Source organism: Flavobacterium faecale (assembly GCF_048320115.1).
Lineage (GTDB): Bacteria > Bacteroidota > Bacteroidia > Flavobacteriales > Flavobacteriaceae > Flavobacterium > Flavobacterium faecale_A.
The window spans coordinates 1,146,967-1,165,729 of sequence record NZ_CP182943.1; the positions used below are offsets into that span (position 1 = coordinate 1,146,967).

The 18,763-nt window shown below is 33.3% G+C and carries 17 protein-coding genes; 8 read left to right on the forward strand and 9 right to left on the reverse strand.

What is annotated here, in order from left to right:
• Nucleotide 1: 1 nt before the first annotated feature.
• The 4 genes from ACNH59_RS04785 to ACNH59_RS04800 form a co-directional block, all read right to left on the reverse strand.
• A complete protein-coding gene (locus ACNH59_RS04785) occupies nt 2-2,047 on the reverse strand; it encodes a tetratricopeptide repeat-containing sensor histidine kinase (protein WP_418264292.1) in 2,046 nt (681 codons plus the stop codon).
• A gap of 119 nt (nt 2,048-2,166) precedes the next feature.
• Nucleotides 2,167-2,424, reverse strand: a complete 258-nt coding sequence (locus ACNH59_RS04790) for a hypothetical protein (RefSeq protein WP_418264293.1) — start codon at nt 2,422-2,424, stop codon at nt 2,167-2,169.
• A 178-nt stretch (nt 2,425-2,602) separates the two neighbouring features.
• A complete protein-coding gene (locus tag ACNH59_RS04795) occupies nt 2,603-3,448 on the reverse strand; it encodes a LytR/AlgR family response regulator transcription factor (RefSeq protein ID WP_418264294.1) in 846 nt (281 codons plus the stop codon).
• 341 nt (nt 3,449-3,789) lie between these two features.
• Nucleotides 3,790-5,331, reverse strand: coding sequence for a glycine--tRNA ligase (locus tag ACNH59_RS04800; protein ID WP_418264295.1), 1,542 nt, complete (start codon nt 5,329-5,331; stop codon nt 3,790-3,792).
• Between the two features lie 156 nt (nt 5,332-5,487).
• Here ACNH59_RS04800 and ACNH59_RS04805 point away from each other — a divergent pair, with 156 nt between their 5' ends.
• A complete protein-coding gene (locus tag ACNH59_RS04805) occupies nt 5,488-6,108 on the forward strand; it encodes a ComF family protein (protein ID WP_418264296.1) in 621 nt (206 codons plus the stop codon).
• A 123-nt stretch (nt 6,109-6,231) separates the two neighbouring features.
• Nucleotides 6,232-6,840 carry a superoxide dismutase gene (locus ACNH59_RS04810; RefSeq protein WP_418264297.1) on the forward strand — a complete coding sequence of 203 codons (609 nt, stop codon included), beginning with the start codon at nt 6,232-6,234 and terminating at the stop codon, nt 6,838-6,840.
• A gap of 264 nt (nt 6,841-7,104) precedes the next feature.
• Here the strand turns inward: ACNH59_RS04810 and ACNH59_RS04815 are convergent, their stop codons facing one another.
• The 4 genes from ACNH59_RS04815 to ACNH59_RS04830 all read right to left on the reverse strand — a co-directional run bounded on the left by ACNH59_RS04815 (nt 7,105) and on the right by ACNH59_RS04830 (nt 11,141).
• On the reverse strand, nt 7,105-9,003 hold the full coding sequence (locus ACNH59_RS04815; protein WP_418264298.1) for an amidophosphoribosyltransferase: 1,899 nt from the start codon (nt 9,001-9,003) through the stop codon (nt 7,105-7,107).
• A 76-nt stretch (nt 9,004-9,079) separates the two neighbouring features.
• Entirely contained in the window at nt 9,080-10,003 is a 924-nt protein-coding gene (locus ACNH59_RS04820; RefSeq protein ID WP_418264299.1) for a PfkB family carbohydrate kinase, read from the reverse strand.
• A gap of 75 nt (nt 10,004-10,078) precedes the next feature.
• The gene (gene rnhA, locus ACNH59_RS04825) at nt 10,079-10,558 is read right to left on the reverse strand and encodes a ribonuclease HI (protein WP_418264300.1); all 480 of its coding nucleotides are present in this window, start codon (nt 10,556-10,558) and stop codon (nt 10,079-10,081) included.
• A 19-nt stretch (nt 10,559-10,577) separates the two neighbouring features.
• Nucleotides 10,578-11,141 carry a phosphoribosylglycinamide formyltransferase gene (locus tag ACNH59_RS04830; protein WP_418264873.1) on the reverse strand — a complete coding sequence of 188 codons (564 nt, stop codon included), beginning with the start codon at nt 11,139-11,141 and terminating at the stop codon, nt 10,578-10,580.
• 178 nt (nt 11,142-11,319) lie between these two features.
• Here ACNH59_RS04830 and ACNH59_RS04835 point away from each other — a divergent pair, with 178 nt between their 5' ends.
• The 5 genes from ACNH59_RS04835 to pyk all read left to right on the forward strand — a co-directional run bounded on the left by ACNH59_RS04835 (nt 11,320) and on the right by pyk (nt 15,783).
• On the forward strand, nt 11,320-11,556 hold the full coding sequence (locus ACNH59_RS04835; protein ID WP_007137004.1) for an acyl carrier protein: 237 nt from the start codon (nt 11,320-11,322) through the stop codon (nt 11,554-11,556).
• A 183-nt stretch (nt 11,557-11,739) separates the two neighbouring features.
• Nucleotides 11,740-12,993 (forward strand): beta-ketoacyl-ACP synthase II, encoded by a 1,254-nt coding sequence (gene fabF, locus ACNH59_RS04840; protein ID WP_418264301.1) that lies wholly within the window; start codon nt 11,740-11,742, stop codon nt 12,991-12,993.
• An 8-nt stretch (nt 12,994-13,001) separates the two neighbouring features.
• Nucleotides 13,002-13,745 carry a ribonuclease III gene (gene rnc, locus ACNH59_RS04845; protein ID WP_418264302.1) on the forward strand — a complete coding sequence of 248 codons (744 nt, stop codon included), beginning with the start codon at nt 13,002-13,004 and terminating at the stop codon, nt 13,743-13,745.
• 113 nt (nt 13,746-13,858) lie between these two features.
• Entirely contained in the window at nt 13,859-14,347 is a 489-nt protein-coding gene (locus ACNH59_RS04850; RefSeq protein ID WP_418264303.1) for an IPExxxVDY family protein, read from the forward strand.
• A gap of 5 nt (nt 14,348-14,352) precedes the next feature.
• A complete protein-coding gene (pyk, locus tag ACNH59_RS04855) occupies nt 14,353-15,783 on the forward strand; it encodes a pyruvate kinase (RefSeq protein ID WP_418264304.1) in 1,431 nt (476 codons plus the stop codon).
• Nucleotides 15,784-15,839: 56 nt separating this feature from the next.
• Here the strand turns inward: pyk and ACNH59_RS04860 are convergent, their stop codons facing one another.
• Nucleotides 15,840-17,639 carry a chondroitinase-B domain-containing protein gene (locus ACNH59_RS04860; RefSeq protein ID WP_418264305.1) on the reverse strand — a complete coding sequence of 600 codons (1,800 nt, stop codon included), beginning with the start codon at nt 17,637-17,639 and terminating at the stop codon, nt 15,840-15,842.
• 257 nt (nt 17,640-17,896) lie between these two features.
• Here ACNH59_RS04860 and ACNH59_RS04865 point away from each other — a divergent pair, with 257 nt between their 5' ends.
• Entirely contained in the window at nt 17,897-18,664 is a 768-nt protein-coding gene (locus ACNH59_RS04865; RefSeq protein ID WP_418264306.1) for a Bax inhibitor-1/YccA family membrane protein, read from the forward strand.
• Nucleotides 18,665-18,763: the final 99 nt, after the last annotated feature.

Sequence of the window (18,763 nt, forward strand, 5' to 3'; positions counted from 1 at the left end):
TCTATATTGGTATTTGTTTTTGTTCTATTGGTACTGTAACCGTTATTTTAGTCCCTTCTCCATTTTTAGATTTTACATTAAATTCACCCTTACATTCTTTAACACGTGAAATCATGTTTTGCAATCCAATTCCTTTCTTCTTAATATTCACATTAAAACCGATTCCGTCATCTTGAATTGACAGCTTAAGGTCTCCATCTATCTTTCTTATTGCAACAGTAATAGTAGAAGCATTAGCATACTTATTGCAATTTTGCAATGACTCTTGAATAATACGGAATAAATTAATTTTTATTGCATTGGGGATTATATCCCAATTAATAAATGAATCAATATTCGAAATCAATTTAGAAGGAAAAGTTTTTCTTTGCTCTTCAAATAAATTATCAACGATTGCTACGAAGTTATTAATTAATTCTGATTTTTCTCTATTCAGATCATGAGAAATTTCACGAATATCTTGCTCAATGTTTTTCAACTCTACAATATAACTTTTTCTTTGTTCAATCGCTAGGTCGTCATTATAATTATTTAACCCCTCTAAATTCATTCGAACTCCAAACATTCTCCCTAAAACCCCATCATGTAATTCTTGTGCTACTCTCTTTTTTTCCTCAACCCTACTGAGTTCGATTGTATTTTGCTGGGTTATGATCAGATTGTAAATATCCTCGTTTGCCTGCTGCTGTTGCTGTTTGTATTGAAGTTCTCTATTTTTGGTTTTTTGAGCTTTGATGATATAAATAAACAAACCTACAATAATGAAGAAACTGAAGACATAAACCAGGTTTCTGTTTTTAGATTCTAAATCGGTATATTCACCCTTGATTACATCCGTTTCGTATTGAATACGAGAGAATTTCTCTCCTACTTTGCGTTCTTCTTTTTGTAATTCATCGTTAATGGTAATGTATTCTTTAGAATAACTTCCTGCATTTTTAGGATCTACAATTGCGATATTTTTTAATGCAATTAAAATTTCCCGCGGAGAATTAACACTTCTTGCCATCTCAAGAGCTTCTTTTGCAAACTTTAAGGACAATAGTTTATTGTTTTCCGAATAATAGTATTCAGATAAATGAATTTTATTTAATGGTATTTCTGTTTTTAAATTTAAACTATCCCTAATTCTAAGCGATTGATAAAACAAATCAGGTAAATTCTCCTGTTCGTTTAATTTAAACCTTGCATATCCCAAATTATCTAACAGCAAGGCATAAATATTAGGATCTTGATTGTCTATATTTTGCTGTTCTATTCCTTTTAAGAAATACTCCTTTGCAACATTATACTTTTTTAAACTTACATAAACCAGTCCAAGATTCAAAAACGAAATAGCCTTAGTCTGACTTTTTCCTATAATTTCAATTTCATCAAGTGATCTTAATGCTTTATTATGGTATAGAATTGCATTATCAAACTCACCTAAACCATTATAAACCATTCCTAATGTATTGTAAGCATCATAGTTTATCTCCTTTACATTAATATTCTCATCATCTTTAAGCAACCTAAGCACCTTAAAAACTTCATTTTCACTCCCCATCAAGTCTCCAACCCTAAATAACAAAACTGCTTTATTAATCAATGTCTTCGCGAGTTCATACTTACTATTAAGCCTATCATATAACTTTTCAGCCTTATAATAATATAAAAAAGACGAATCCGAAACAGCTTTGACTCGATAATAATCACCTAAATAACCATAGGCTTTTGCCATACTAATAGTGTCTTTCGCTTTCCCAGAATTTTCTAAAATTAAATTGACAGTTTCACAATACTCTTTCATTGAGTTTGTATTGTAATACCTATTTGCTACTTTAAAAAGATTAATTCGATTTATTGAATCATTTTCATAGCTGATTACAATATCATTAGCTTTTTTAATATACTGATATCTTTCTTCTTTTGGCAAATTAAAATCATTGGCTAACGAAAAATAAATAGCAAGACTATCATCCGTAGCGCCATTCATTTTATCATCCAGCTCCCTTTTTGTACATCCAATTATTACAAAAAAAGACAGCCAAAAAAACCATTTTGTCATGAAAGTTTTCAATAGTAGTTTCAATTTTATCAAAAATACTAATTTAAACTAATTGACATAAAAAAAGGCTATCAAATTTGACAGCCTCTTTATATATTATTTTTAATCTACTTTTCTAATTAATCAGTTTTAATTTGTCTACTTCCTCCTGTATAATCAGTCTTGATTTGTCTACTTCCTCCTGTGTTAAATGTATAATCAGTTTTGATTTGTCTACTTCCTCCTGTGTAATCAGTTTTAATTTGTCTGCTTCCTCCAGTATTAAACGTATAATCAGTTTTAATTTGTCTACTTCCACCTGTGTTATCTGGAGTTGTGAAAGATGTTAATACCATTACTAAAGCAAATAATCCGAATGTTACGATTGAATTTTTCATAATTTGGGGTTTTTATGTGTTTATATTGTTTTACTTGTTTAATGACTAGCGTTTATCGCTTTATCATGTTGTAAAACTACACAGAGAACCCTAATTTACCTTACAAAAAACAGTACTTATGGTGAATGTACGTCGTTTGATAGTGAATGACACTCAAATCTTGGTAGATGTACTGATTTTATATTTCTAGGTAATTTCCACTCGAAATTTCAGCTATAATAAGATCAATATTTGACTTGTAGGACTTAGAGAAAGGCAATTTTATCGCTGTATTTTTAATATAACAAACGGAATTTCCCGTATGTATCCTTGAAATACAGTGACTGTTTACTATATAACTGTTATGGATACGAACAAAAGGATATGGCAAAACACCTTCAAAATGCTTAAGAGTTTTAAAAGCTGTAATCATTTCACCATTGGTTAAATGAATATCGGTAGAGTTATTATCTGCTTGGAAATAAGCAATATCTCTTGTATCTATGTACCTGTAATCTCCATAAGACTTGACACACAATATAAGTGGTTCTATAATTGCTGGGGCTTCAGACGCTACAACCTTTGGAACAATAACCGTTTCGGGCTCAGTTACTGAGTAAGCAGGCAGTGGTTGAATGATTGCATTTGACTTTTCAATTTTTAACAATGATTTTACCATATCAAAGCGCGTAACTGGCTTGATAAAATAATCCGCCACCTCATATTGAATAGCTTCAAAAGCCAATTCCTTTTTAGAAGTAGTGATTATAATTTTAGGAACAACATTTAAGTATCTGTATAATTCACTAATAAGTGCCAACGATAAATTACTTTTTTTATCAGCAGGTTCAATTTCGAGAAAAATTAATTGTGGTTTGTGTTCTAGAATTAAATTTAACCCTTCATCATAGTTACTAGCAATACCCAAAAAAGAAAGCTCCGAAAAACCATCTGTAATGGTTTTCGTCGCTTTAGCACTTTCTTGATTATCATCAATAATAATGTATGAATAGTTCATTTGTGGTATTCCTAATTGGTTAGGCATAGCTATTCCTTTTGAGGCATTACAAATACCTCAACCAAAATTTAGACTGCTAAGTAGGATAGTTTTGGGGAAACTATGTTAAAATAATATCTAAGTTTATCACAAAAACGTTCTTTTAATGAACTAAAAATAAACATTTAACGCTTTTACAACGCTGCTTGTTAACATGTTTTGAAAAAATGTTAATAGATTTTGCTTAACTGCGAAAAAATCCGATTAAGAACACAAAGCTCTTGTTTCCAGAAAATATGTTTTTCAGTTAATTCTTATGTTGTTATTTTTGACAAAAAAAAACTCTCCATATTTTGGAAAGTTTTTTTACGTTTACAAATAATCAAATTTTACATTCTCATTAACCAATTTTTCATAGAAACTTCATTCTCTATAATTGATTTTAAATCAGAAATCGCTACTCGATCTTGTTTCATGGTATCTCTATGACGAATGGTCACAGTTTGATCTTCGATCGTCTGATGATCCACTGTGATACAAAACGGAGTTCCTAAAGCATCTTGCCTTCTGTATCGACGCCCTACAGCATCTTTTTCATCATAAGACACATTGAAATCCCATTTTAAATCTGAGATGATTTGGTGTGCAATTTCTGGCAATCCATCTTTTTTAACCAATGGTAAAACAGCTGCTTTGGTTGGAGCTAACACCGCTGGTAATTTAAGAACGGTTCTTGACGAACCATCTTCTAAAGTTTCTTCTTTCAAAGAAGTAGCAAAAACAGCCAAGAACATTCTATCTAGTCCTACCGAAGTTTCTACTACATAAGGAACATAGTTCTTATTCAATTCAGCATCAAAATACTGCAATTTTCTACCTGAATATTGTTCATGTGCTTTTAAGTCAAAATCGGTACGAGAGTGAATACCTTCTAATTCCTTGAAACCAAAAGGAAAATTAAATTCAATATCTGCTGCGGCATTTGCATAATGCGCTAATTTCTCGTGATCATGAAAGCGATAGTTTTCTTTTCCTAAACCTAAAGATAAGTGCCATTTTAAACGTGCATCTTTCCAATATTCGTAATGCTTCATTTCTTCACCTGGACGCACAAAAAATTGCATTTCCATTTGTTCAAATTCACGCATACGGAAGATAAATTGTCTTGCTACAATCTCATTTCTAAATGCTTTTCCTGTTTGTGCGATACCAAAAGGAACTTTCATTCTTCCTGATTTTTGAACATTCAAGAAGTTCACAAAAATACCTTGAGCCGTTTCTGGACGCAAATACAAATCCATTGCAGAATCAGCGGATGCCCCTAATTTGGTACCAAACATCAAGTTAAACTGACGTACTTCAGTCCAATTTCTAGAACCTGACTCAGGACAAGCAATTTCTAATTCTTCAATTAGTAATTTCACATCATCCAAATCTTCGTTACCCAAAGAACGAGCCATACGTTCCAAAACCTGTCTTTCTTTGGCTTTGTATTCAACCACTCTAGCATTTGTAGTCACAAATTCTTGTTCGTTAAAAGCATCTCCAAAACGAGTTCTCGCCTTTTCGATTTCTTTTTGAGCCTTTTGATTTAACTTTTCAGCATAATCTTCAATCAATACATCAGCTCTATATCTTCTTTTAGAATCTTTATTATCAATTAATGGGTCATTGAAAGCGTCTACGTGACCTGAAGCTTTCCAAGTGGTTGGATGCATTAATATTGCAGCATCAAGGCCTACAATATTATCATTCATCTGAACCATCGCTTTCCACCAATATTCACGGATGTTCTTCTTCAATTCAACACCATTTTGTGCATAATCATATACTGCACTTAAACCATCGTACACTTCGCTTGACGGAAAAATAAATCCGTACTCTTTTGCATGCGAAACTACATTCTTAAAAATATCTTCTTGTTTTGCCATGGTGCAAAAATATAAAAAGTGGACATAAAAAAAAGAAAATACATAAAGTTTGAATCATTGATTTTCATATTTTTATAAATAAATCTTTTCATTCATGTTAAAATCTATTTTAAATTTATTCTTCCCCCTATTTGCACGGGATGTAAGACCATACTTTTGACAAATGAAAACATTATTTGCACCCAATGCAGACATGAAATCCCAATAACCAACCATCATCTTTTAAAAGAAAATGAAGCTTTTAAAAAATTTTATGGTCGTATTGACATCGAGCATGCTTCAGCGTTATTTTATTTTCATAAAAAAGGGATCGTACAAGAATTGATACACAATTTAAAATATAGAGGACATGAAGAAATAGGCACGTTGATTGGAGAATGGTATGTTGAAGATTTAAAGAAAATAAAATCTTTAGAAACTGTAGATGCAATAATTCCCGTTCCACTGCATCCAAAAAAACATAAACTAAGAGGATACAATCAAGTAACTGAATTTGGAAAATCAATCGCCAAAGGCTTAAACCTACCTTTTGAGGATCAGATTTTAATTCGAACTAAACACACCAAAACACAATCCAAGAAAAATCTTTTGGGAAGAACCGAGAATATCGAAAGTCTATTTGATGTCCATTTTTCAGAAAAAGAGCATCAAAAACATTTCATTCTTGTTGACGACATAATCACCACTGGCGCCACACTCGAAGCCTGTTGCAGAGCTTTACAAAAAATACCAAGCATTAAAATAAGTATTATTTGTATGGCAATGGCTGATTCCTAAAAACCACATGACACCTTAATTATACATTGATATTTAAATTATAACAAAATTGGGTTTTCTATTCCAAAGTTAAATGTTTAAATTTGGATAAAAATTTTTATAAATCTTTAAAACAATAATAAAATGGCTTTTGAATTACCACAATTACCTTATGCGTATGACGCTTTAGAACCACATATTGATGCAAGAACAATGGAAATTCACCATTCTAAGCACCATAATGCTTATACTACCAATCTTAATGCTGCAATTGCAGGAACAGATATGGAAGGAAAAACAATCGAGAATATCCTTATCAACTTAGATATGAGTAACGGAGCTGTTCGTAACAACGGGGGTGGTTTTTACAACCATAACTTGTTTTGGACTGTAATGACTCCAAATGGTGGTGGACTTCCAACAGGAGATTTGCTTGCTGCCATTGAAAGTGCTTTTGGATCTTTTGAAGAATTTAAAGCTAAATTCAGTAAAGCTGGAGCAACACAATTTGGTTCAGGATGGGCATGGCTATGTGTTCAAAAAGGAGGAAAATTGGACGTTTGCGGAACGCCAAATCAAGACAATCCACTGATGCCAGGTGTTGGTTGCGGTGGAACTCCAATCTTAGGGATGGACGTTTGGGAACACGCTTATTACTTAAACTACCAAAACAGAAGACCAGATTATATTGAAGCTTTCTTTAATGTAATCAACTGGACTGAAGTAGCAAGAAGATATGCTTCTGAAAAATAGTTAGAAGAATATACAGATTAATAATTACGGAGAATAGACGAATGAACTTTGAGTTTGTTCGTCTATTTTTTTTTGTATTATTCTCTAAACTATAGCTTCTTTTCTTCAGTTTATTCCAATAAAAAAGGTGGAATCACTTCCACCCTTTTTGCCCCAAATCTACCATAAACTTAACCTACTAATGTTATGGTGCTTCAAATTTAATGCAGACATATCTCTAAAACAAAAATTTCAGATGAACTACTTATAAACCCGATTAATTACCTAATATGCTCTTGCATCTTTTCCTTCATAAAAATTCATGAAAGCCCTGTTAACCACTCTATTACCTCCTGGTGTAGGATAATCTCCTGTAAAATACCAGTCCCCTAAATTCTTCGGACAAGCAATATGTAAATCTTCAACTGTTTGAAATATAATTTTAACTTCGGCTTTGATTTCAGGAGAACTCAACATCTCAGCTATTTTATCTGAAACCTCTTGAGGAGCAAACGGTTCATAAATAGCAGTTACATAATTTACCACATCAGCATCTTTATAACTTTCTTGCGCTTTACATTTTGCATACACCTCATCAACAATATGGTATAAGTTTCTTTCTTTTAATAGTTCCAATGCTGCTCTAAAAGCCACAAGACCTTCTAACTTTGCCATATCAATTCCGTAACAATCAGGGAAACGAATTTGCGGTGCAGACGAAACAATTACAATGCGTTTTGGATTTAGTCGATCCATCATCTTGATAATACTCTTTTTGAGAGTTGTCCCTCTTACAATACTATCATCAATAATAACCAAATTATCCGTTGGCTTGATCACACCATAAGTAACATCATATACGTGCGCTACCAGATCATCACGACTGCTATCCTCCGTAATAAACGTTCTAAGTTTAGCATCTTTAATTGCAACTTTCTCAGTTCTAATTTTTACCGAAAGAAGCTCTCTCAAACTGTCTTCAGTAAGTGTATGACGGTTTTCTAAAATATAATTATTCTTTCGTTGATTTAAGAAATCTTGAGCAGCTTCAACCAATCCATAAAATGAGGTTTCAGCTGTATTTGGAATGTATGAAAACACCGTGTTATCAGTATCCTGATCAATAGAATTTAAAACTGCTGGCAATATTAATTTTCCAAGATTTTTACGCTCTTGGTAAATTTCAGCATCACTACCTCTAGAGAAATAAATACGTTCAAATGAGCAAGATTTTTTAACTGTAGGAGTCAAAATTTCTTTCATAGAAACATTTCCGTTCTTCTTAATAATCAAAGCACTTCCGGGATCAATTTCTTGAACTTTTTCAAAAGGAATATTAAATACCGTTTGAATTACAGGTCTTTCAGAAGCCACTACTACTACTTCATCATCTTGATAAAAATAGGCAGGTCTAATTCCTGCTGGATCTCTAAATACAAATGCATCACCATGCCCAAGCAAACCTGCCATTGCATAACCACCATCTAAATTTTTAGCAGAACGAGCTAAGATTTTAGCAACATCTAATCTTTCAGCAATTACAGGAGAAGCTTCTTGCTTTGAATACCCCTCCGCCTTACAATCTTGATACAGTTGCATCACTTCTTTATCTAAGAAATGACCAATTTTTTCCATTACAGTAACTGTATCAGCCATTTCTTTTGGATGTTGCCCTAACTCTACCAAATTTTGAAAAAGCTCTTTAACATTGGTCATATTAAAATTACCTGCCAAAATAAGATTACGATGCATCCAGTTACTTTGTCTTAAAAATGGATGCACACTTTCGATACTATTTTTCCCAAAAGTACCATAACGAACATGACCTAAAAACAATTCTCCAATATATGGAATGTTAGCTTTTTGTGCTGCTACATCATCTGCATATTCAGGATGATTCGCCATTTCCTCATTGATTCTTTCGTTAATTTGAGAAAATACATCTTGAATAGGCTGCGATTGATTGGAACGAACTCTACTAATATACCTTTCTCCTGGCTCTACATCCATTTTGATGCTTGCAAATCCCGCACCATCTTGACCTCGGTTGTGCTGTTTCTCCATCATCAGATACATTTTTTGTATCCCATAAAATGCAGTTCCGTACTTTTCTTTGTAAAATTCAAGCGGTTTAAGTAGTCTAACTAAGGCTATTCCACACTCATGTTTTAATGCATCGCTCATTACTGTATTATTTGTAGTATTATTATTTAAAAATCTATTATCAAACAAAAAAGCCCCTTTCAGGGACTTTCAAGCGTTATAATTCTATATCAAAATGTGTCAAGGACTTAAATTCCTGTAGTCTTGCCACCACCTCATTCTTATCCAAACCTATCATTCTCTCGGTTCCAAATTTCTCTACACAAAAAGATGCCAAATTTGATCCATGAATAATAGCATTTTTCATATTCTCAAAAGAAACATTTTCACTTTGTGTAATAAAGCCTGTAAACCCTCCTGCAAAGGTATCTCCAGCTCCTGTTGGATCAAAAACTTCTTCCAAAGGCAAAGCTGGCGCAAAGAAAACCTCTTTATCATGAAACAATAAAGCGCCGTGTTCTCCTTTTTTGATAACCACATATTTAGGTCCCATTGCATGAATCTTAGCTGCCGCTTTTACAAGAGAATATTCTCCTGAAAGTTGCCTTGCCTCTTCATCATTAATGGTGATAACATCTACTCTTTTTATAACTTCTAAAAGTTCAGTCAGAGCACAATCCATCCAAAAGTTCATCGTATCCAAAACAACTAATTTTGGTCTTGACTCTAACTGATCCAACACCCCGCTTTGTACTAGTGGATGTAAGTTACCCAACATCACAACATCAGCATTTTTATAATTTTCTGGTACCACTGGCTGGAAATCAGCCAAAACATTTAATTGCGTATCTAAGGTGTCTCTAGAATTCAAATCATTATGGTATCGACCGCTCCAGAAGAACGTCTTCCCTCCTTTTACAACTTCGATTCCCGAAATATCAATATTTCTTTCAGTCAATAAATCTAAATATTCTTGAGGAAAATCATCTCCAACCACAGAAACGATAGCAGATTGTAACTTAAAAAAAGCAGCGGAAAGTCCTATATAAGTTCCAGCACCTCCTAAGATTTTGTTCGTTTTACCAAAAGGAGTTTCAATAGCGTCGAAAGCAACTGTTCCAACAATCAATAATTTGTTCATTCTGTGAGTTTCGAATTAAAGTGCAAAGATAGTTCATAAGTTTTATAGTTGCAACGGTTCTAACCAGCAAAGTTTTCATAAAATTTTACCCTCTTCCTTTTCGTAAAATTCATCTATTGACAAAGAACTACCTTGGGAAGCCATAACAGCTAATTCATCACATCTTTCATTTTGAGGATGACTATTGTGTCCTTTAATCCATTTAAAATCAACCTTATGCTTTCTATAACTCACTAAAAGACGTTTCCACAAATCAGGATTTTTCCTTCCAACAAAACCTTTTTTTTCCCAACCCAAAACCCATTTCTTTTCAACGGAATCCACCACATATTTTGAATCAGAAACGACTAAAACATTTGTGTTGGGTTTTCTAAGTTTTTCCAGACCAACAATTACTGCCAACAACTCCATCCTATTGTTAGTAGTATAGCGAAATCCTTCGTAGAATTCCTTTTTATAAGGCGTTCCGACCATTTCCAAAATCACACCGTAACCACCTTTTCCTGGATTCCCTTTAGCAGCACCATCAGTATATATATGGACATCGTATGCCATCATTTCACTTATTAGGTTCTTATACAGTCAACAATTTACCGATAACTTCGGGAAAATAACGGTATTCTAACTCATGAATTTTTGCCGCAACATCTTCAGCCGTTTCATTTCCAGAAAGCGAAAAGCTCTTTTGAAAAATAATCGCTCCCTCGTCGTAATTCTCATTTACATAATGAATCGTAATTCCTGATTCCTTTTCTTTATTATCGACAACAGCCCTATGAACATGCATCCCATACATTCCTTTACCTCCATACTTTGGCAATAAAGCCGGATGTATATTAACTACTTTATCAGGGTATTCCGCTATAATTGTATCGGGAAATTTCCATAGAAAACCAGCCAAAACAATTAAATCTGGCCGAACACCATTTATATCTTGTAAAAATTTACTCTCAAATAATTCGGTTTTAGAAAAAACCTGAGTTTCGATTCCATATTTTTTGACTCTATCAATTACCCCTGCATTTGGATTATTAGTATAAACACCAACAACCTCAGCTAGACCGTTAGAATTGAAATATTTTATAATATTTTCAGCATTAGACCCCGAACCAGAAGCAAAAACAACAATTTTCTTCATCATTACTCATAATTATTTATAACGCAAAAAACGGAATAAAAAATGAAAATAAATAACTTAAGACCCCCTTTGTTTAAATTTATTTTATAATTTAGTTGACACATTTATCAACATATTGATTGTTTTAAAATAAAGTTTTTTATTTTTGCGGTCAAATTAAATTCTAAAATTAAAGATTATGTCAGACATTGCATCAAGAGTAAAAGCGATTATCGTAGACAAATTAGGCGTTGACGAAAACGAAGTTGTAACAGAAGCAAGCTTCACTAATGATTTAGGAGCTGACTCGTTAGACACAGTTGAGCTTATTATGGAATTCGAAAAAGAATTTGATATTCAAATTCCAGACGATCAAGCAGAGAACATTGCTACTGTTGGTCAAGCTATTTCTTATATCGAAGAAGCTAAAAAATAATAAATTATTCACCCGTCAACATTTCATGTTAACGGGTGTTTTTATTATTTTACAATAATGTAATTTAAGATTGATTATTCAATCAATAAAGATATTTACAATGGAACACCCACTGCATTTTTGTAATAAAACAAAAAGAAATAGTGGGTTTTACTTGTTTAAAGCTAACAAAACAAACAGTTTATGGAATTAAAGCGAGTTGTAGTAACAGGTTTAGGCGCTCTTACTCCTATAGGAAATAATATTGAAGAATATTGGAATGGGCTTGTAAACGGAGTTAGCGGAGCTGCTCCAATTACTTATTTTGATGCTTCAAAATTCAAGACCAAATTTGCCTGCGAATTAAAAAACTTTAATGTAGAGGATTTTATTGAGCGCAAAGAAGCTCGCAAAATGGACCGTTATGCGCAATATGCAATGGTTTCATCTGAGGAAGCAATGAAAGATGCCAATTTTGATCTAGACAAAATTGACAAAGATCGTGCTGGCGTAATCTGGGGTTCAGGAATTGGAGGTTTAGAAACTTTTCAAATAGAAGTGTTAAACTTTGCTGCTGGTGATGGTACGCCAAAATTCAATCCATTCTTTATCCCAAAAATGATTGGCGATATTGCTTGTGGGCACATTTCTATCAAATACGGATTTAGAGGACCTAACTTTGGTACAGTATCTGCTTGTGCATCTTCTACTAACGCTATTATCGATGCATTCAATTACATCCGATTAGGACATGCTGACATTATGGTTACTGGAGGTTCTGAAGCCGCTGTAACAATTGCAGGTATGGGAGGCTTCAATGCCTTACACGCTTTGTCTACTAGAAATGAAGATCCAAAAACAGCCTCAAGACCTATGGATAAAGACAGAGATGGATTTATATTAGGTGAAGGAGCCGGTGCTTTAATCTTAGAAGAATACGAACACGCAATTGCACGTGGCGCAACAATCTACTGCGAAATTGGTGGTGGAGGTATGTCGGCAGATGCACATCACATTACAGCACCACATCCAGAAGGATTGGGAGCTAGAAATGTAATGTTAAATTGCTTAAGAGATGCTGGTTTAAAACCAACTGATGTTGATGGTGTAAACATGCACGGTACTTCAACTCCTTTAGGAGATTTAGCTGAATCCAAGGCTATCTTACAAGTTTTTGGTGACCATGCTTATACCATGAATTTAAATTCAACAAAATCAATGACCGGCCACTTACTTGGTGCTGCTGGTGCTATTGAAACCATATCGACAATTCTCTCAATGAAACACGGAATTGTACCTCCTACAATCAATCATTTTACAGATGATGAAAATATTGATCCAAAATTAAACTTTACTTTTAATGTGGCTCAAAAAAGAGAAATGAATGTAATCATGAGTAACACTTTTGGTTTTGGTGGACACAATGCTTGTGTATTAGTGAAAAAATTAGAATTGTAATTATTCTTATGAGTATTTTTAAAAAAATATTTTCAAAATCCCGTCATTCTAATGAAGACGGGATTTTTTTTGATGCAATGCATAAAATTTTAGGCTTCCCTCCTAAAAATATTGAACATTACACAAAAGCATTCACACACCGCTCCGTTAACAAAGTGGATAAAAACGGGAATACTATTAACTATGAAAGGTTAGAGTTTTTAGGTGATGCCATGTTAAGCTCTGTCATTGCAGCCCACTTATTCAACAAAGCACCCCTTGGAGATGAGGGCTACCTAACAAAAATGCGTTCTAAAATTGTCAGTAGAGAACATCTCAACGAATTAGGAAAAGACTTGAATTTAATACAGTTTGTTCAAAGCAAAGTACCCATCCAACATTTTGGAGAAAACATCCATGGCAACATTTTTGAATCATTAATTGGCGCTATCTATCTAGACAAAGGATATATATATTGTGAAAAATTTATTCAAAAAAGGGTCATTATCCCTTATGTAGATATCTCCCGACTTGAAGGCAAAGTAATCAGCTACAAAAGCTTAGTCATTGAATGGTGTCAAAAAGAGAAAAAGGTATTCCATTACGATATATTTGAAGATAATGGCATTGACGGACAACGACTTTTCGGGGTCAAACTAAGCATTGATGACAAAGTGATTTCCAAAGCAAGAGCTACTTCAAAAAAGAAGGCAGAGGAAAAAGCATCACAACGCGCCTATTTCGCTTTTCAATCTCAAATAGATAAAAAGTAGGAAAATTAAACCAAAACTATAACGTTTGCGTTTGTTATTTAACGAAATCATTGCAATATCAGTACTTTTACTTAGTTAGAAATACTATATTTACATCTTGATTTAAAATCACTATGGCTATTCATAAATTAGATATCGGTGAATTTGACGAAATAGATTATCACTTAATCGCTATTCATACATCATTGGAAGATTATAGATTAGCTTATTTCATAAATCAAAAATTGCTCATAAATTTAGGCAAAAGTAAAGACGAAGTTCACATACAGATAAAAGGCGGAGCTACAGAGTTTTCCAGATTTTATTATGATGACAACGAAAATAACATTGAATGGAATTTGATACAAAATATCAATGAGGTTATTCAACAAAATGAAGAAACAACTCATGATTTATTTTCGGATACCATCATTAAAATGGCAACTAAAGTTTATTTACTTCCTGAATTTAAAAAGGCAGATTATTTTTTAAAAATTGAAAATTCAAACGATACCATTAATGTATCTAAAATAAAACAAATATTAAATACAATTGATGAGATCTCTACGGCTTACACCATAGATACTGATCAAATAAAATCAAAAAACAATTTAATTTTCTAACAACAATGAGTACAAACAAAAAAACCAAAATTGTAGCCACACTTGGGCCAGCAACAAGCACAAGAGAGATCATCAAAGATATGATTGAGGCTGGTGTGAATGTCTTTAGAATTAACTTTTCTCATGCGGATTATGAAGGAGTAAAAGAAAAAATTAATATCATAAGAAGTCTGAATGAAGAGTTTGGATATAGAGCTGCAATTTTAGGAGATTTACAAGGACCTAAACTTCGTGTAGGAGTGATGGAAGAAGGGGTTGTAGTAAATGACGGAGATTTAATTACTTTTACAACAGCTGAAGATATTATTGGTACTTCTAAAAGAGTATTCATGAAATACAAAAACTTCCCTAACGATGTAAACGCAGGAGAAAGAATTTTACTTGACGATGGAAAACTTATTTTTGAAATCGTTGAAACAGATAAAAATACTGAAGTAGTAGCAAGAGTAGTTCAAGGTGGAGAATTGAAATCTAAAAAAGGAGTTAACCTTCCAAATACTAAGATTTCTCTTCCAGCATTGACTGAGAAAGATATTGCTGATGCTATTTTTGCAATAGGTCAAAAGGTAGATTGGATTGCCCTTTCATTTGTAAAAACACCTCAAGACTTAAAAGACTTACAGGATTTAATTGCTGAGCATTCAGATGTTAAAATTCCAATCGTTGCTAAAATTGAGATGCCAGAGGCACTTGAGAACATGGACAAAATCGTTGCTTACTGTGATGCTTTAATGGTTGCACGTGGAGATCTAGGAGTAGAACTTCCTGCTCACGAAGTACCACTAGTACAAAAAGACTTAATCCGTAGAGCTAAAATGGCTCGTATTCCTGTAATTGTGGCAACACAAATGATGGAAACAATGATTACAAGCTTAACTCCTACAAGAGCTGAAGTTAATGACGTTGCCAACTCTGTAATGGATGGTGCTGATGCTGTAATGCTTTCAGGAGAAACTGCTGCTGGAAATTACCCAGTGCAAGTAATCCAAAAAATGACTCAAATTCTTGAAGCGGTGGAAAGTTCTCCATTAATTCAAGTACCACAAAATACTCCACAAATTAGAACAAAGCGTTTTATCACTAAAACAATTTGTCGTCAAGCAGCACTTATCGCTAATACCATAGGAGCTAAAGCGATCTGTACCATGACAAACAGTGGGTATACAGCTTTCCAAGTTTCTGCTTGGAGACCTAACTCTCATATTTTAGTTTTTACGCCTAACAAAAGAATCTTAACACAATTAAGTCTATTATGGGGAGTTAAAACTTTCTACTATGACAAAGACATAAGTACCGATGACACAGTAACCGATGTAAATAACATCGTTAAAGAGTCTGGACTTGTTGAAGCAGGTGATTTCTTAATCAACCTTGCCGCTATGCCAATCAAACAAAAAGGTATGGTAAATACTTTAAGAGTTTCTGAAATAGAATAATCTTAACTTGAACTAAAAACTAAAAATCCGTCTCGTTTTTCAACCAGACGGATTTTTTATTTTATAAATAACTTGCTAACTCCTTGTACTTTCAAATTATAAACACCTTTAGGCAAGCTACTAACTTCTAATTTACCTTCGACTGCATCAATTACAGTCTCCAACATTATCTTACCCTGAAAGTCTATTACCTCAACCTTCCCAATGATTTTATCTTGAAAATAGATATTTAAATATTCCCCTAAAACTGGAACTGGATACAATAACAAACTTTGAGATTCTAATTTATTTTTTGCAACACTTAAATTTTCACTAGCTCCAAAACCTATTTTGATACCTACATCAGTTGTTTTGTAAGGTAATCGTGTTCCGCCAGCACCAAATTCTTCTGCCCCAGCATCATAATGAGCAGGACGATTGCCTTCTAAAATATCTTTGGTAAGAAATGAATAAGTTCCTATTCCAGCATCAATGGCTACACTACCCGATGGGATTCTATAAAAATCTGAACCACTAGCCAAAAGCCCTGAATTAACAGATTGGTTATTTGTTAAAGTACCATTCAATGACCAAGTTCCTGATTGTTTAATATTTCCAGTATAGACATAAGGAGAAGAAGCGTCTGCGGCTATAAGTGGGTCAACAGCTTTAGCAGTAGAAGAAGACATTAAAAATATGTTATTAGCTATTAGTAAGTTTAATGGAGGCAAGGTTTGGCTACCTCCCCCCACACGAATACCAAAATCACAATTGACAAAAGTGTTGTTTGTGATTATCGCGTTTTTCACTTGATAATAACCATTTAAAGGTGAGTTCAATTGCCCTTTCATAATGTTTATTCCACCTAGGTTGCTTGAAGTACTACTTCCTGAGGCATTCAATTTTGTGGAATTTACATTTTCGATGTAATTATTATATATTTTATGATTTTCACCAATCACGCGGATACCTCCCGAAAAATTATTGTTGTCAGCAAAAAAGTAATTACCAAAAACTTCACAGTCATTACCATGTCTAAGGGTTAATGAACCACTATAATTTCTAAAAGTATTGTTGTAGTATTTGTTATTCCCACTTTTATTCGAAATGATTTCTATTTCACCTTGCCAATTATTGAATAAATTTTCATAAACTTCAGTAAATGAATCTGATAATGAAGTACCACTATTCCCTATTCGAATAGCATCTTGGTCATTATGATCGTCTACATAATTCCCTACTATTGTTCTGTCTGAAAAGTAGTTGTGATGTATTTTATTATAATTTACCGTTGTAACGTCGCGATTATCATTTATGACACTACCAATCCCTTTTTTATTTAAAAAGGAACAGTAACTGATTTCGTTGTACTGTCCATAAAGCAAAACCCACTTAAAAGTAAGTCCTGTACCTCCATCTGAAGGTAATTTATCAGATTGCGCTGCTGTACCATTATAACCATCAATTTTGATATTTGTCAAAGTACAATTTGTACAACTTGTCGAACTACTGTTGTCTCTAAATTTAATTACAGGTTCAATAGTGGTACTGGTCGTAACTAAATTTGATGGATTTCTAAAAATAACACCTTCAAATTTAATATAAGACCCACCCATTGCCACTCTTGAATTGCCTTCAAAGAAGACGTTTCCTGGAGTTTGTGCTCTTATTATAACTGGGCTATCTATTGTGCCACTTTTTTTGATATTGATATAAGTGTCCTTCCAAATTCCGTCTGCAAGTATAATAGTTGTTCCAGCATTCGCAGATGAAATTGCAGAAGCCAGCGCCGAATTCGAACTAACCAATTGGGCATTAATAGTTACGGAAAGTAACAGTGTAAAAACTTGAATTAGGAGTAATTTTAATCTATTCACTTTTAATATTTTATTAGAGTCTGTTTAATTAATCAAACAAACCTATAAAATAATTTAGAATGAATTGCAAAAACGAGGTTAAATTGGTTAACCAATTATGATTTTAATTAAAAAAACCTACAGAAATTAAAATTAAAAAGGTAGTTTTTGGAATTAAATCAATGCTTTTAAACCTTAAACTTTATCTAAAATTAAGTTCCCATATTTCAAACTATTATTTTTTAAATTATCTTTGGTCGAATTAAAAAAATTTACTCATGAACTTTAAATCTCGTAACCCGTTTTTAAACAATAAATCATTCTCTCCTACTTCAAGAGCAGAGCAAGTACACGAAGCCACAGTTATTGGTCATGACCAAGAAATGACATTGGCGGGAACAATCAACAAAACGGCTTTATTATTCTTATTACTTACGGCTTCGGCAATGGTAATTTGGTGGATGGCATTCAACGGAATGAACCCTATTGTACCGGCTATTGGCGGAGCGATTGTCGGTTTAGTATTAGTTGTAATTTCAGCTTTCAAACCACAATATTCTGGGTATTTAGCTCCTGGATATGCATTGTTTGAAGGATTGTTTATCGGTGGTATTTCCGCTATTTTTGAAGCACAATATCCTGGAATTGTGATACAAGCTGTAGGAGCTACTTTTGCTACTTTCTTAGTATGTTTAGGACTTTACAAATACAAAATCGTTAAGGTAACCGAGCAATTCAAATCGGTTGTGATTGCAGCCACTTTTGCCATTGCCACTTATTACCTTATTTCATGGGTCGTTTCTATGTTTACAAGCTTTCAACCGGTTCACTACGGAAACTCCATGATGAGTATTGGTATTAGTGTTTTTGTAATTATTATAGCCGCTTTGAATATTTTCTTAGATTTTGATAGAATCGAAAAAGGAGTTCAAGAAAGAATGCCAAAATACATGGAATGGTTTGGCGCCATGGGATTGATGATCACACTTGTTTGGTTGTACATCGAATTCTTAAGATTGTTGTCAAAACTATCAAGCAAAGACTAATTTTGTTTCAACAAAACAATTATATATTTAACACTGTTTTTAAAACCATTAAGAAATTAAGACGCGTTAAGTCTAAATTCTCTTAATTTCTTAATGGCA

Bases quoted from the DNA above. Each gene is read 5' to 3' on its own strand.
- fabF (WP_418264301.1), top strand. From the start codon at position 11,740: ATGGAATTAAAGCGAGTTGTAGTAACAGGTTTAGGCGCTCTTACTCCT.
- ACNH59_RS04800 (WP_418264295.1), bottom strand. From the start codon at position 5,331: ATGGCAAAACAAGAAGATATTTTTAAGAATGTAGTTTCGCATGCAAAA.
- ACNH59_RS04835 (WP_007137004.1), top strand. From the start codon at position 11,320: ATGTCAGACATTGCATCAAGAGTAAAAGCGATTATCGTAGACAAATTA.
- ACNH59_RS04815 (WP_418264298.1), bottom strand. From the start codon at position 9,003: ATGAGCGATGCATTAAAACATGAGTGTGGAATAGCCTTAGTTAGACTA.
- rnhA (WP_418264300.1), bottom strand. From the start codon at position 10,558: ATGGCATACGATGTCCATATATATACTGATGGTGCTGCTAAAGGGAAT.
- ACNH59_RS04810 (WP_418264297.1), top strand. From the start codon at position 6,232: ATGGCTTTTGAATTACCACAATTACCTTATGCGTATGACGCTTTAGAA.
- pyk (WP_418264304.1), top strand. From the start codon at position 14,353: ATGAGTACAAACAAAAAAACCAAAATTGTAGCCACACTTGGGCCAGCA.
- ACNH59_RS04795 (WP_418264294.1), bottom strand. From the start codon at position 3,448: ATGCCTAACCAATTAGGAATACCACAAATGAACTATTCATACATTATT.
- ACNH59_RS04820 (WP_418264299.1), bottom strand. From the start codon at position 10,003: ATGAACAAATTATTGATTGTTGGAACAGTTGCTTTCGACGCTATTGAA.
- ACNH59_RS04830 (WP_418264873.1), bottom strand. From the start codon at position 11,141: ATGAAGAAAATTGTTGTTTTTGCTTCTGGTTCGGGGTCTAATGCTGAA.
- ACNH59_RS04790 (WP_418264293.1), bottom strand. From the start codon at position 2,424: ATGAAAAATTCAATCGTAACATTCGGATTATTTGCTTTAGTAATGGTA.
- ACNH59_RS04850 (WP_418264303.1), top strand. From the start codon at position 13,859: ATGGCTATTCATAAATTAGATATCGGTGAATTTGACGAAATAGATTAT.
- ACNH59_RS04865 (WP_418264306.1), top strand. From the start codon at position 17,897: ATGAACTTTAAATCTCGTAACCCGTTTTTAAACAATAAATCATTCTCT.
- rnc (WP_418264302.1), top strand. From the start codon at position 13,002: ATGAGTATTTTTAAAAAAATATTTTCAAAATCCCGTCATTCTAATGAA.
- ACNH59_RS04785 (WP_418264292.1), bottom strand. From the start codon at position 2,047: ATGACAAAATGGTTTTTTTGGCTGTCTTTTTTTGTAATAATTGGATGT.